14 protein-coding genes and 1 tRNA gene are annotated in these 12,248 nt (G+C 71.7%); 1 reads left to right on the top strand and 14 read right to left on the bottom strand.

Going from position 1 to position 12,248, the window contains the following annotated elements:
* Positions 1 to 19: 19 nt before the first annotated feature.
* Entirely contained in the window at positions 20 to 535 is a 516-nt protein-coding gene (locus V8201_RS07990) for a DUF3617 domain-containing protein (RefSeq protein WP_271300730.1), read from the bottom strand.
* Between the two features lie 101 nt (positions 536 to 636).
* On the opposite strand from V8201_RS07990, the gene V8201_RS07985 reads away from it, so the two are divergent.
* The gene (locus V8201_RS07985) at positions 637 to 1,479 is read left to right on the top strand and encodes a PhzF family phenazine biosynthesis protein (protein ID WP_271300729.1); all 843 of its coding nucleotides are present in this window, start codon (positions 637 to 639) and stop codon (positions 1,477 to 1,479) included.
* A 30-nt stretch (positions 1,480 to 1,509) separates the two neighbouring features.
* Here the strand turns inward: V8201_RS07985 and V8201_RS07980 are convergent, their stop codons facing one another.
* From V8201_RS07980 to gspJ, 13 genes are all read right to left on the bottom strand, one after another.
* Positions 1,510 to 2,133 carry a tetratricopeptide repeat protein gene (locus V8201_RS07980; protein ID WP_336544948.1) on the bottom strand — a complete coding sequence of 208 codons (624 nt, stop codon included), beginning with the start codon at positions 2,131 to 2,133 and terminating at the stop codon, positions 1,510 to 1,512.
* A complete protein-coding gene (locus V8201_RS07975) occupies positions 2,133 to 2,534 on the bottom strand; it encodes a cytochrome c-type biogenesis protein (RefSeq protein ID WP_037534879.1) in 402 nt (133 codons plus the stop codon). The genes V8201_RS07980 and V8201_RS07975 overlap by 1 nt, the downstream gene beginning before the upstream one ends.
* Entirely contained in the window at positions 2,531 to 3,058 is a 528-nt protein-coding gene (locus tag V8201_RS07970) for a redoxin family protein (protein ID WP_336544947.1), read from the bottom strand. Before V8201_RS07970 ends, V8201_RS07975 begins: the two co-directional genes overlap by 4 nt.
* The gene (locus tag V8201_RS07965) at positions 3,055 to 4,971 is read right to left on the bottom strand and encodes a heme lyase CcmF/NrfE family subunit (RefSeq protein ID WP_336544946.1); all 1,917 of its coding nucleotides are present in this window, start codon (positions 4,969 to 4,971) and stop codon (positions 3,055 to 3,057) included. The genes V8201_RS07970 and V8201_RS07965 overlap by 4 nt, the downstream gene beginning before the upstream one ends.
* Entirely contained in the window at positions 4,968 to 5,402 is a 435-nt protein-coding gene (gene ccmE, locus V8201_RS07960; RefSeq protein ID WP_037534882.1) for a cytochrome c maturation protein CcmE, read from the bottom strand. The genes V8201_RS07965 and ccmE overlap by 4 nt, the downstream gene beginning before the upstream one ends.
* A 97-nt stretch (positions 5,403 to 5,499) precedes the next feature.
* Positions 5,500 to 6,225, bottom strand: coding sequence for a heme ABC transporter permease CcmC (gene ccmC, locus V8201_RS07955; RefSeq protein ID WP_037534883.1), 726 nt, complete (start codon positions 6,223 to 6,225; stop codon positions 5,500 to 5,502).
* A gap of 453 nt (positions 6,226 to 6,678) precedes the next feature.
* Positions 6,679 to 7,731 (bottom strand): Glu/Leu/Phe/Val dehydrogenase family protein, encoded by a 1,053-nt coding sequence (locus tag V8201_RS07950; protein WP_037534884.1) that lies wholly within the window; start codon positions 7,729 to 7,731, stop codon positions 6,679 to 6,681.
* Positions 7,732 to 7,854: 123 nt separating this feature from the next.
* Positions 7,855 to 7,931 (bottom strand) — tRNA-His (locus V8201_RS07945).
* A 48-nt stretch (positions 7,932 to 7,979) separates the two neighbouring features.
* The gene (gspN, locus tag V8201_RS07940) at positions 7,980 to 8,693 is read right to left on the bottom strand and encodes a type II secretion system protein N (protein ID WP_037534885.1); all 714 of its coding nucleotides are present in this window, start codon (positions 8,691 to 8,693) and stop codon (positions 7,980 to 7,982) included.
* Entirely contained in the window at positions 8,690 to 9,160 is a 471-nt protein-coding gene (locus V8201_RS07935) for a type II secretion system protein M (RefSeq protein WP_037534886.1), read from the bottom strand. Before V8201_RS07935 ends, gspN begins: the two co-directional genes overlap by 4 nt.
* Positions 9,157 to 10,248 (bottom strand): type II secretion system protein GspL, encoded by a 1,092-nt coding sequence (gspL, locus tag V8201_RS07930; protein WP_336544945.1) that lies wholly within the window; start codon positions 10,246 to 10,248, stop codon positions 9,157 to 9,159. The genes V8201_RS07935 and gspL overlap by 4 nt, the downstream gene beginning before the upstream one ends.
* Positions 10,245 to 11,225, bottom strand: coding sequence for a type II secretion system minor pseudopilin GspK (gene gspK / locus V8201_RS07925; RefSeq protein WP_336544944.1), 981 nt, complete (start codon positions 11,223 to 11,225; stop codon positions 10,245 to 10,247). Before gspK ends, gspL begins: the two co-directional genes overlap by 4 nt.
* Positions 11,222 to 12,043: a type II secretion system minor pseudopilin GspJ gene (gspJ, locus tag V8201_RS07920; protein WP_336544943.1), complete on the bottom strand. Its 822-nt coding sequence runs from the start codon at positions 12,041 to 12,043 to the stop codon at positions 11,222 to 11,224. The genes gspK and gspJ overlap by 4 nt, the downstream gene beginning before the upstream one ends.
* Positions 12,044 to 12,248 lie beyond the last annotated feature (205 nt).

The following is a 12,248-nucleotide window of genomic DNA, read 5'->3' as shown; positions in this document are numbered from 1 at the left end:
GCCCCCCGGCGCGGTGCGCTCAGCCGCCGACGCGGCTCGCCCGCTGTTCGAGGATGATGCGCAGGGCGCCCTTGGGCGTCGTCCCGGTGACGATCGCCTGCCCGGCGAACCCGGTCGCGTCATAGCTGCCGGTCCGGACGATACGGACCGGCGTGCCCTTCTTCTGCGGGCAGGCGAGCGTCTGCGCGTAGCGCCCGTCGGCGACGCTCTGGCTCTCGATCCGGCATTGCGCCTTGGGATCGGGTGCGAGCAGCGCCTCCACCCCCTGCCCCGCCGCCAGCTGCTTGCGCTCGGCCTTGGTCTTGCCGCGCGCCATGCGGATCAGGAAACCGGGGACGCCCGGCAGGGTGAGGTCGACGACCTTCGAGGAGACGTCCCACGCGCCGGGCTGTACCGCCGATGCGGCCGCCGCGACCGGTTGCAGGACGAGGGCGACGGCGAACAGGCTGATCATCCCCGGATGGTGAACCGCCAGCGCCATTGGCGCAACCGGCAATACCGGACAGATCAAGGCCTTGTCGACGATCCGCGCCATGCCTCGCCGAACCGGGTCGCGGCGCCGGTCCCCGACGGCAGCCTGCCTTGCCCGCCTCGGTCCGGTGCGGATAGATACGTGCCCCATCGACAGGAGTCGCCATGTCCCGCCCCTTCCGCCTCGTCGACGTCTTCGGCACCGAACCGCTGACCGGCAATCCGCTGGCGGTCGTCACCGATGCGGAGGGACTGACGACGGACGCGATGCAGGCCATCGCCGCCTGGCTCAACTTCTCCGAAACGGCCTTCCTGCTGCCGCCGACCGATCCGGCGGCCGACTATCGCGTCCGCATCTTCACCATGGCGCAGGAGCTGCCCTTTGCCGGCCACCCGACGCTGGGCAGCGCACACGCCTGGCTGGAAGCGGGGGGCGAGCCGAAGCGGGACGGCGTCATCGTGCAGCAATGCGGGGTCGGCCCGGTCACGCTGCGGCGCGACGGCGATCGGCTCGCCTTCGCCGCACCGCCGCTGCTGCGCGGCGGCCGGCCGGACGAGGCGGACATCGCCCGCGTCGCCGGCCTGTTGCGCATCGACCGCACGGCGATCGTCGATGCCGCCTGGGCGGACAATGGCCCCGGCTGGATCGCGGTGATGCTCGAATCGGCGGCGGCGGTGCTCGCGGTCGAGCCCGTGCGGCACCATCCCGAGCCGGTCGATATCGGCATCGTCGGCCCGCATCCGCCGGGCGCCGCCGTCGCGTTCGAGCTGCGCGGCCTCTTCACCGATGCCCACGGTGGCCTGATCGAGGATCCGGTGACCGGCAGCCTCAACGCTTCGGTCGGGCAGTGGCTGTTCGCCAGCGGCCGGGCACGCGGGAGCTATGTCGCCGCGCAGGGCACGCGGCTCGGGCGGACCGGACGCATCCATGTGTCGCAGGACGAGGCGGGACAGGTCTGGGTCGCCGGCGCGACGCGGACATTGTTCAGCGGCCGGACGCACGACTGAGGCGCGCCGCGGCCGTCGGCCGGCGCAACGTCATCCCCGCTCCGCCAGCAGCCGATCGAGCAGGGCGAGCCGCACCGCTATGTCGCGCCGATAGGAAGCCTGCGCCGGGGAGAGCGCCAGCGCGCGCGCCCAAGACCGCCGCGCCGCGACATAGTCGGCCGCCCGCACCTGTGCGAGGCCGAGAAAAAAGAGCGGCGCGGGATGCTCCGGCGCGAGGCGGATCGCCTGCTGGAAGGCGAACACGGCCGGCGGCGACAGCTGGTTGCCGTCATGCATCGCCAGCGTCGTGCCGAGCCCGGTCCACAGCATAAGGCTCTGCGGATAGCGGTTGAGCCCGCCGAGGATCGCGCGCGCCGCCGATCGCGTATCGCCGGCGCGGCTCATCGCATCCGCCGCGATCAGATAGGCGGCATCGGCGGTGAAGCGACCGAGCATCCGTTCGCGCAGATCGACCAGCGACGGGTCCTCGGCGACGCGCAGGCGATCGGGTTGCGCCGGGCTCGCCGCGAGCATCGGCGACCCCTGCCAGGCATAGCCCGCCGCGCCGAGCATCAGCGCCGCGCCGACCATCGACCAGAGCAGCCGGTCGACGCGCAGCAGCACCAACGCCGCCATCGCCGCCGCCGCAAGCAACAGGAGCGCGATCCAGCCCATCAGCGCCGCCGCCGGAAGCTGGACCGGGCGATCAGCGCGCCGACGACGAGCAGCGCCACCGGCGCCAGCCACAGCGGCCAGGTCGCCGGCCCCAGCGGCGGATCGTAGCTGACGTAATCGCCATAGCGTTCGACCAGCCAGGTGCGGATCGCCGCCGGCCGCTCGCCCGCAGCGATGCGGCTGCGCACCAGCGCGCGCATGTCGCCCGCCATGCTTGCATCGCTGTCGGCGATCGACTGGCCCTGACAGACGAGGCAGCGCAGCGTCGTCATCAGCGCGCGCGCCTGCGCCTCCTGCGCGGGATCGCGCAACTGCGTGTCGGCGAGCGCGGAGGGCGGCGTCGTCGGATCGGCGAGCGCGGGGGCGGCGAGCAGCGCCAGCGGAAGCAGCAGCCGCCTCATCGCGCGCTCCGCACCGCCGCCGCAATGGCCTCGACATCGTCGGCGCCAATGACGCCGACGTGCTGGAGCACGATCGTCCCGTTGCCGTCGATCACGAAGCTTTCCGGCACCCCCGCCGAGCCGAGCGCCAGTTGCACGCGGCTCTGCGCATCGTTGCCGATCGCGCGATAGGGATCGCCGTAGCGGGCGAGGAAGTCGCGCAGGTCGGGCGCCGTGTCGCGGATCGCGATACCGTCGATCGGCACGCCCATCGCCTTCAGCCGCAGCAATTGCGGCGTCTCGGCGGCGCAGGGGATGCACCAGCTGCCGAAGATGTTGAGCAGGCGTGGCCCCCCGTGGCGGAGGCTGGCGTTGGACAGGCCGGGCTTGCCGGGCGCGATCGCCGGCAGCGTCACGTCGGGGAGCGACTTGCCGATCAGCGCCGAGCGGACGGTGCGATCCGCCGGGCGGAACAGGCCGCTCGCCACCACCGCCAGTACGATCACGAACGCGACCAGCGGCGTCCACAGCAGCACGCGCCTCATGCCCAGGCCTCGCGCACCGCCGCGCGCCGCTCACGCCGCCAGCGTCCGACCAGCGACAGCAGCCCGCCCAGCGCGATCAACCCGCCGCCGAACCAGATCAGCGTCACGAACGGCTTCCACCACAGGCGCAGCTGCCAGCGCCCCTCCCCGTCCGGGCGGCCGAGCACGGTGTAGAGCTGGCCGTCGCGGAAGGTGGCGATCGCGCTCTCGCTCGTCGTCGTGACGGGGTCGGCGAAGAAGCGCGACTGCGGCCGCAGCACGATCGTGTCGTCGTCGCGCGTCGCGCTCAGCCGCGCCTCGAGCGCCGACCAATTGTCGCCGATCACCGGCTTGATCCCGTCGAGCCGCACGGTGAACGGCCCGACCCGCACCGGCTGGCCGACCCGCGCGGCGATCAGCGTCTCCGCGGTATAGGCGCTGTCGCACGCCATGCCGGCGAGGCTGACCGCGATGCCGAGATGTGCGACCACCATGCCCCAGGTGAACAGCGGCGTCCGCCACGGATTGCGCCCGATCACCGGCAGCACGCTCGCCACCGCCAGTCCCGCAGCGAGGCTCAGGCCGAGCAGCGGCATCACCCCCGGCGGCGCGAGCGCGACGAGCCCGGCGCCGGTGAAGCCCGCCGCGGCGATCGGCCAGATCATCCGGTCGAGCAGCGCCGCCGCATCGTCGCGTCGCCAGCGCAGCAGCGGTCCGACCGCCATCGCCACCACGAGTGCGAGCGCGATCGGCCCCGCCGCGGCGTTGAAGAACGGCGGTCCGACCGACAGCTGCACGCCGAACTCCGCCGCGACGAGCGGATAGAGCGTGCCGATCAGCACGACGCCGAGGATCACCGAAAGCAGCAGGTTGTTGAGCACCAGCCCGCCCTCGCGGCTGACGAGCGTGAAGGTGGTGCCGGCGCGCACCGTGCCGATCCGCGCCGCGAACAGGGCGAGCGCGCCGCCGGTATAGAGCGCGAGCAGGACGAGGATGAACCGGCCGCGCACCGGATCGACCGCAAAGGCGTGGACGCTGGTCAATATGCCCGAACGGACGAGGAAGGTGCCGATCATCGACATCGAGAAGGCGACCACCGCGAGCATCACCGTCCAGGCGCGCAGGCCGTCGCGCGTCGCCAGCACCGTCACCGAATGCAGGAGAGCGGTCGCGGCCAGCCACGGCATCAGCGAGGCATTCTCGACCGGGTCCCAGAACCACCAGCCGCCCCAGCCGAGTTCGTAATAGGCCCAATAGCTGCCCGCGGTGATGCCGAGCGTCAGGAAGATCCACGCCCCCAGGACCCACGGCCGCATCGCCTTGGCGAAGACCGGGCCGACGTCGCGCGTGATCAGCGCGCCGACCGCGAAGGAGAAAGCGACCGATATGCCGACATAGCCGATGTAGAGCGTCGGCGGATGGAAGGCGAGGCCGGGATCCTGCAACAGCGGATTGAGCCCGAGCCCGTCGCGCGCCGCGGGACTGACCCGCGCGAACGGGTTGGAGGCGGCGAGCAGGAAGGCGTAGAAGCCGAGCGCGATCACCGCCTGCGCGCCCAGCGTCGCGATCAGCGTCCGCTCGGGCAGCCGCCGCTCGAAGATCGCGACCGCGCCGCCGGCAAGACCGAGGATCGTCACCCACAGCAGCATCGATCCTTCGTGATTGCCCCAGGCGCCGGCGAATTTGTACAGCCACGGCTTGGCCGAATGGCTGTTCTCGACGACCAGTCGCACCGACATGTCGCTGGCGAGGAACAGCGCGATCAGCGCCGCCATCGCCAGCGCGGCGAGCCCGCCCTGGACGATCGCGATCGGCCGCACCGCCGCGGTCGGCGCCGCCTGCCCGCGCGCCAGCCCGAGCGCGGCCATCGCCACCTGCAGGGCGGCGAGCGCGGCGGCGAGCCACAGAGCGGCGAGACCGAGTTCGGCGGTCATCGTTCGAGCGTCCGCGTCTCGTGCATCTTGCCGGCGAGTTCGGGCGGCATGTATTTCTCGTCGTGCTTGGCGAGCAAATTGGTCGCGGTGAAACTGCCGTCGCGATTGAAATGCCCCTCGGCGACGACACCCGAGCGCTCGCGGAACAGGTCTGGGACGATGCCGGCGAAGGTCACTGGCGTCGTCGCGATCCCGTCGCCGACGACGAAATGCACCGTGACGCCGTCGCCGGCGCGGCGGATCGACCCCGCCTGCACCATCCCGCCGAGCCGCACCGCGCGCCCGAGCGGCAGGCCCTGTTTCGCCACGTCGGACGGCGCATAGAAGAAGCTTGCCTGATCCTTGAGCGCCGACATCGCCAGCAAGGCGGCGGCGACGATCGCCGCGACGCCGAGCAGCGCCAGCGTCAGCCGTTGATGCTTGGGGCTCATTTCTCGGCGCGCTTCATCGCCAGATAGCTCGCCAGCGCCAAAGCGGCGGCGGCGCCGAGCGCGATGGCATAAGCGGCGATGACGAAGGGCCAGGCGTTCACGACCGCGCCATCCGCCGCATCCGCGCCTCGCTGCGCAGCCGCGCCAGCGCCGCGCGCATCCGCATCAGCACGATGCCAGCGAACAACAGCGTAAAGCCGCTCATCGTGAAGCCGAGCGGCCAGAGAATGCTGCCGGCGATCGTCGAGCGGGTCAGGCCGATCGACGGCCCCTGGTGCAGCGTATTCCACCAGATCACCGAATAGCGGATGATCGGCAGCAGGGCGGTGCCGGCGATGCCGTAGAGCGCCGGGATCCGCCCGTCGCCGCCCCGTTCGGCATCGGCGCGGGCGAGCGCCATATAGCCGCAATAGACGAAGAACAGCAGCAGCATCGAGGTCAGCCGCCCGTCCCACTGCCACCACGTCCCCCAGGTCGGCCGCCCCCAGATCGAGCCGGTGACGAGGCACACCGCGGCGAACACCGCTCCCGGCAGCGCGATCGCGCGCGCGGCGACCGCGGCGAGCGGATGCCGCCAGACGAGGAAGGCGATGCTGCTCGCCGCCAGCCCGCTCCACCCGCCCATGCCGAGCCACGCCGCCGGCACATGGATATAGAGGATGCGGACGCTGTCGCCCTGCAGATAATCGGGCGGCGTCTGCGTCAGCCCGGCCCAGCAGCCGATGCCCAGCAGCAGCAATCCGGCGCAGGTCAGCAGCGGCGTCGCCGGTCGGGCGATCGCCAGAAAACGCGCGGGATTGGCAAGGGCATGAAGGCTCGGCACGGTTGCCGGCAGTCATAGAAAGCTTTGCGTGCCGCGTCACCCGTTATGGCAATGTCGGAGGAGGATGTCCGACGGACCCGACCGGCACGATCCGGCTCAGCCCATGTCGTGCGCCGTCCATCGCGCTGCGAAGGACAAGACGGCTTGGCTTAATCGCGCCGCTGTCCTCTTCGATTTCGGGTAGATCTGCTCCGGCAGAAGGGATCCGCCTCCCACGCCTCGTGTTTCCGCGAAAGTGGGACCCCAGTAGCCAAGCTGATCAACGACTTGCAACGGCGGGAACCGGGCGCGCGGCTTTCGCGAAACGCCTGCAGAAGCCGCGCCGTGATGCCGGACTTTGTCCGGCATCAACTGGTCAGGCGGCACGGTGGACCCCGGACCACGTCCGGGGTGACGGCAGGCGCTGGGCGGCGACGAAACGCAAGCACACGTCTCGCCTCGCCGCCCCACGCCTCACCCCCGCCCGATCAGCCGCTGCGCGATCGTGTCCGCGACCTCCGCCGCCGGGCGGCCGGTGCGCTCGCTCTCGTCCCACACCTCGTCGAGCCGCGCGGGGATTTTGGCGATCCGGGCCATCACCTCGGCCTCGTCGCCTTGGCCGAGATATTCGAGGCCGACGTTGATGATGCCGCCCGCGTTGATGACGTAATCGGGCGCGTAGAGGATGCCGCGCGCATGCAGCCGGTCGTAATCCTCGCGCGTGGCGAGCTGGTTGTTGGCGCCGCCCGCCACCACCTTGGCGACCAGCGTCGGGATCGTCGCCTCGGTGAGGATCGCACCCAGCGCATTGGGGCTGAAGATATCCGCCTCGACGCCGAGGATCGCGCCCGCCGCGACCGTCTCCGCGCCGAGTTCCGCCGCCAGCGCCTTGGCGCGCTCGGCATCGACATCGGCGAGCGTCAGCCGCGCGCCGTCCTTGGCGAGCAGCCGGGCAAGCCCGCCGCCGACCGAGCCGACGCCCTGGATCGCGACATGGACGCCGCGCATGTCGTCGCTGCCCAGCCCACGCTTGGCCGCCGCCTTGACGCCGAGATAGACGCCGTGCGCGGTGTAGGGACCGGGGTCGCCGCCCGCGGCGCCGCTCGCCACCGGCAGGCCGCTGACGAACTTGGTCTCGCTGGCGATCACCTTCATCCGCGCTTCGGACATGCCGACATCCTCGGCCGTGACATAGGTGCCGCCGAGCGATTCGACCGCGCGGCCGAAGGCGCGCAGCCGCTCGTCGCTGATCACCGCGCCGGGCTGGTCGGCGAGGATCACGCCCTTGCCGCCGCCGAGCGCGAGGCCCGCCATCGCATTCTTGAAGCTCATCCCGCGCGACAGGCGCAGCGCGTCGGTGACGGCGAGATCGCCCGCGGCATAATGCCAGAAGCGCGCGCCGCCCGCCGCCGGCCCGAGATGGGTCGAATGGACGGCGATGATGGCGCGCAGACCGGAGGCGCGATCGGTGAAGGTATGCACGCCCTCGTGCGAATCGAAGTCAGGAAGATCCCACACCGACGTCATAGCTTACTCCGCTGTCCGGCCCCACGACGGCTCGAGCCGTGCGATGGCACAAAATTGCTGCGTCTCGTAATATTGTTTCTCGACGCCGTTGACTAGCCCCGAAATGGACCGAGGGCGGAGAGATGGGGCGACCGACGGGACTTGAACCCGCAACTTCCGGCATCACAAGCCGGCGCTCTAACCAATTGAACTACGGTCGCCGCGAAGGATTGCGCCCCTAAGCGGACAGCACCGCGCCGTCAAGGCCGTCAGAAGCTGCCCTCGACCGAAAGTCGGTAACCGCCTTGCCCGGCGACGAACCCTGCCGCGGTCAGCCGCTCCCCCGCCGCCGGATCGGCCGGCACGAGGCGCAGCGCCGCGGTGTAGCGGCCGTTGCCGGTGATGCGCAGATCGATCGCCTCGTTCCCCGACTGGCTGGCGAGCGGCAGCAGCAGCGCGCCGCCGTCGCAGCGGGCATTGCCCGATACCTCGGCCGGCAGGGCGATCCCTGCCGCCTCGCCGATCAGCCGCGCGCGCACCCGCCCCTCCGCCGAATCGCACAGACCGTCGGTGAAGTGGACGGTGACCGCCTCGAGCGACAGCTGGCTCACCGGCAGCGGCGCGAAGGCGCCGCCGGTCGGCAAGGTCGCGGTCATCCCGTCGATTCCCTGGCCATGCCGGCTGAGCGTGATCGCGCCGTCGATCAGGCCGGGATCGCCATGGACCGACACGCGGGCGCGGCCGAGCAGCAGCGCGAAGGGCGACAGGCTGGCGTCGAGCGAGCCCAACGGCAGCGTGCCGAATCGCGCCTCGTTGAGCCGCCCGTCCCACACGCTGCCTTCGACGGTGCGGGCGGAAAATCCCTGCTGCCCCAGCCCGACGATGCCGAGCACCAGCCGCATCGGCAGGAAGATCAGCAGCGCGATCACCAGCGCCGCGCCGAACAGCGCGACCGGCCCGGTGCGCAGGCGGATGCGGGTCATGCCGCGCGCGCCCGCACGACGAAGTCGACCGCGACGCTGCCGTCCTGATTGTCGCGCCAGTTCGCCGATTCGATCAGGATGCCGCTCGCCTCAAGTCCGCCGAACCAGCGGGCGAGCGCGCCGGGCTTGGCCGCCTGGATCGTCGCATGGACGCGGCCCGCGCCCGATTCGTCGACGCTGGCGAGCGTCAGCCCGGCCGCATCGGCGCGCAGCCGCAGCGTGTCGGCGAGCGTTCCGCTCAGCGGCACGCGGCGCCCGGCGGCGCGCAGCAGGTCGATCTCGTCCTGCGTCGCGGCGAAGCGCACCGCCGCGTCGCCATAGCGTTCGCGCGCGCTCGACAGGCCGTCGCGCACCGGCAGGATGATCCCGCCCCACACGAGGGTGATCGCCAGCAGCGCGAGCATGACGAGGATCATCCGCCGTTCGCGCAGCGACCGTCCGGCGAACCAGGCGCGCATTCCCGTCATGGCCGGCTCACCGTCATCTCGCCCGTCACCCTTCCGTTGGCGGATTGGAACGTGCCCGCGGTGACGGTGAAACCCGCCGCCTCGAGCGCGCGCTTGAGGTCGGTCGGCAGCGATTCGCGCGCCGCGCCGACGCCGATCCGGACGCTACCGTTCGACTGGAAGTCGAGTGCGGTCAGCTCCGTCCCCGGTGTCGCGCGCACCGCCGCATAGATCGCCGCGACCGTCGTCGAAAAGCCGAGCCCCGGCCCGCGCACCGCCGACAGCCGCTCGGCGAGCTGGCGGTCGACATCGGTCACCGTCTCGCCGCGGGCGAGCCCGGTGCGGCCGAGCGCCTCGGTCCGCGCCTCGAGCGCATCCGCGCCGAAACTATATTTGGCGATGCGGACGAGATCGATGGCGAGCGTGACGAGCAGGATCGCCGCGCCGAGCAGCGCCAGCCGGCGCACCAGCGCCCAGTCGATGCCGATCCGCCGCCGCCGTCGCGCGAACGGCCCCTGCCGCAGGTCGAGCACCGGTGCCGCCGCCGCGGCGACCAGCGCCGACTCGACCATCCGCGCAGTCAGCGTCTCCTGCATCGTATCGCCGATCACCAGGTCGGCGAGCGGCGCTTCGTCGGCAAAGCCGGTGGTGCGGCTGCGCGCCACGCCGACACCGGCGATCGTGCCGCGGACATAGCCTTCGTCGGGACGCGGCAGCAGCAGCGGCGCCGGGACGATATGCTGCGGATCGATGCCGATCGCGGCGCAGTCGACCAGCCATTGCGCGATCACCGCATTGGCGACCACCGCGACCGGCCGCTCGGCGCTGCCCTCGACCTCGCCCTCATCGCCGACCGCGACATGCAATTCGCCGATCGGGGTGGCGCTCGCCTCGGCGACGAGCAGCCGTGCCGCCGCGATCGCCTGCGCCGGCGATCGGCTCGGCAGCTCCGCCCAGTGCAGCGCGACCGCGTCGGCGGGCGGCACGACGATAACCGGCGCCTCGCCCGCATCGGGGGGCACGCCCTCGCCCCAGCGCACCGCGCCTTGGTCGATGCGGCACCAGCGAAGGCCGAGGGTGCCGGCGGGAAGGAACAGGAGCGTCGTCATGAGTCGTCGCCCCATTGCCGTGCAACGAGCCGCGCGGGAAGCCGGCTTGCGTCGATCAGCGCGCTTTCCTGCAACCGCGCGGTGCCGTTGCTGACGTCGATCGCCAGCGCGAACCAGGTCGAGGTGAGGCTGAGGCCGCCGCGGTCATCGGGCGTCGCGCCGCTGCCGGCGGCGTTGAGGAAGGTGTCGACGCTGCTGAACCCCTGCGGCGGACGGCGCAGCAGCAGCGCCTGCGCCTGCGCGACCGACAGATTGCCGGGGAAGAGCATCGCGATCAGCGGCGCCTGTTCGGGGAGCAAGGTGTTGATGTTGATCGGCGCCGACACCGGCTTCGGCAAGGTGCACAGCCATGGACGCAGTGTCGCGTAGATCTCCGGCGTGACGCCGTCGACCGCGCGCAGCTCGCTGGGGTCGGCCATCAGCGTGCCGGCGGTGCGATACGGCACCGCGCGCCCCAGATAGACCGGGTCCTCGGCGCCATTGCCCTGCTGATCCTGATCGGTATCGATCCAGTCGGCGCTCGCCGCGGCGATCCGCTCCGCCGCCTGCGCCGGCACGTTGAGCGATCGCATCAGCCGGACGAACTGGACGCGCTTGATCGCACTTTGTGTCGACGTGTAGACACCGGGGCCGAGCCGGCTGACCAGACTGTTGAGGTTGAAGCAATTGCCGCCGTCGCGCACCCGCGCCACCGCGAGGCCGCCACCGGGCAGCGGCAGGCCGAACGGCCGGTTGCTCCAGCCGCCGGCGAGCGTGACGCGGTCGCGACTGGTGCCGAGCATATCGGTCACCTTGCTCGTCGCGAGCGCTTCCGCGGCGCGGGCATAGCCGCGCGCCTGTTCGCCGGCGAGGGCGTTGCCGGCGAGCCGCGTCGTCAGCCGCAGCCGTTCGAGCGCGGTGCCGGCGAGCACCGCGACCATCGCGACGAGCAGCAGGACGGTGAGCAGCGCGGCGCCGCGCTCGCGATGGTCCGTCACGGCGTCGCGGCTGGGTTGGGAATGTTCTGCGCGCCGGGCGGCGGTTCGCCGCTGCCCGCGCCGACCAGCAGCATCAGGCGGAAGGCGTCGCCGTCGGCGCGTCGCACGATGATCTCGGCGGCCTGCGGCAACGGCGCGCCCTGCGTGCCGTCCCAGCGGTCGCTCCACGCGCCGCGATAGCGATAGCGCGCGCTCAGCCCGGCGACCTTGTCGAGCAGCGTCACCGCGGGCAGCGGTGCCGCGCCGTCGATCATCGGATAGGCGATGCGCACCAAGGCGCCGTCGCTCAACTGATAGGCGACCTTCTGCGCGCTCGCGCGCGGCGCCGCGTCGACATTGGCCCAGCCGGCGCGGACGAAGCGCATCCGCCCGTCACCCTCGCCGGTGAAGGCGGGCAGCAACGTGCCGCCCTCGTCGCGCGCCGGCCGCTCGACCGCCTGGCCGAGATCGCTGGCGAGCAGTGCCGCGGTGCGGTTGAGCGCAGCGATCTCGTCGAAGCGCTTGCCGGTCGCGGTCTGCGCGCGCACGCTGAAGGTCAGGATCGCCACTCCCGCCGCGGCGAGCAGGCCAAAGATCATCAGCGCGACGAGGACTTCGACGAGGGTGAAGCCGGCCTGCGCGGGGCGTGCGACTGGATTGCGACCGGCGGTGGGGGCGCTGGTGGAAGGTGCAAGGCCAGAGGGTGTGGAGGTTGTGCCGGATCGCCTGCCGGCGATGCCGTCACGCCGCCCGGTCGACGGCTGCGTGCCGCCGATCAGCGCTCCCGCGCAGGCGCGAGCCCAGTGGTCTTGCCGCAGGCGGTTGTCCTGTTCGGCCACCGGATTCCCGCCGGCGCGGGAACACGGGTGCTGTTTGACAGGCCCCACACTGCCAGTCGGATGTCCGCGCACTTGGGGAAATCGGCGACCGATTTCCGGCAGATACAATCCGAGGCCGAAGACGAGGCGGCAGGCCCTTCCCCCACCATGCCCCACCCCGGCGACGGCCGGGGCCCAGTTGGGGGACCTCGATAATCTGCGGCAA

This window comes from Sphingomonas kyungheensis (assembly GCF_037120395.1).
Classification (GTDB): Bacteria; Pseudomonadota; Alphaproteobacteria; order Sphingomonadales; family Sphingomonadaceae; genus Sphingomonas; species Sphingomonas kyungheensis.
This window is presented reverse-complemented; position numbering and strand designations above follow the sequence as displayed.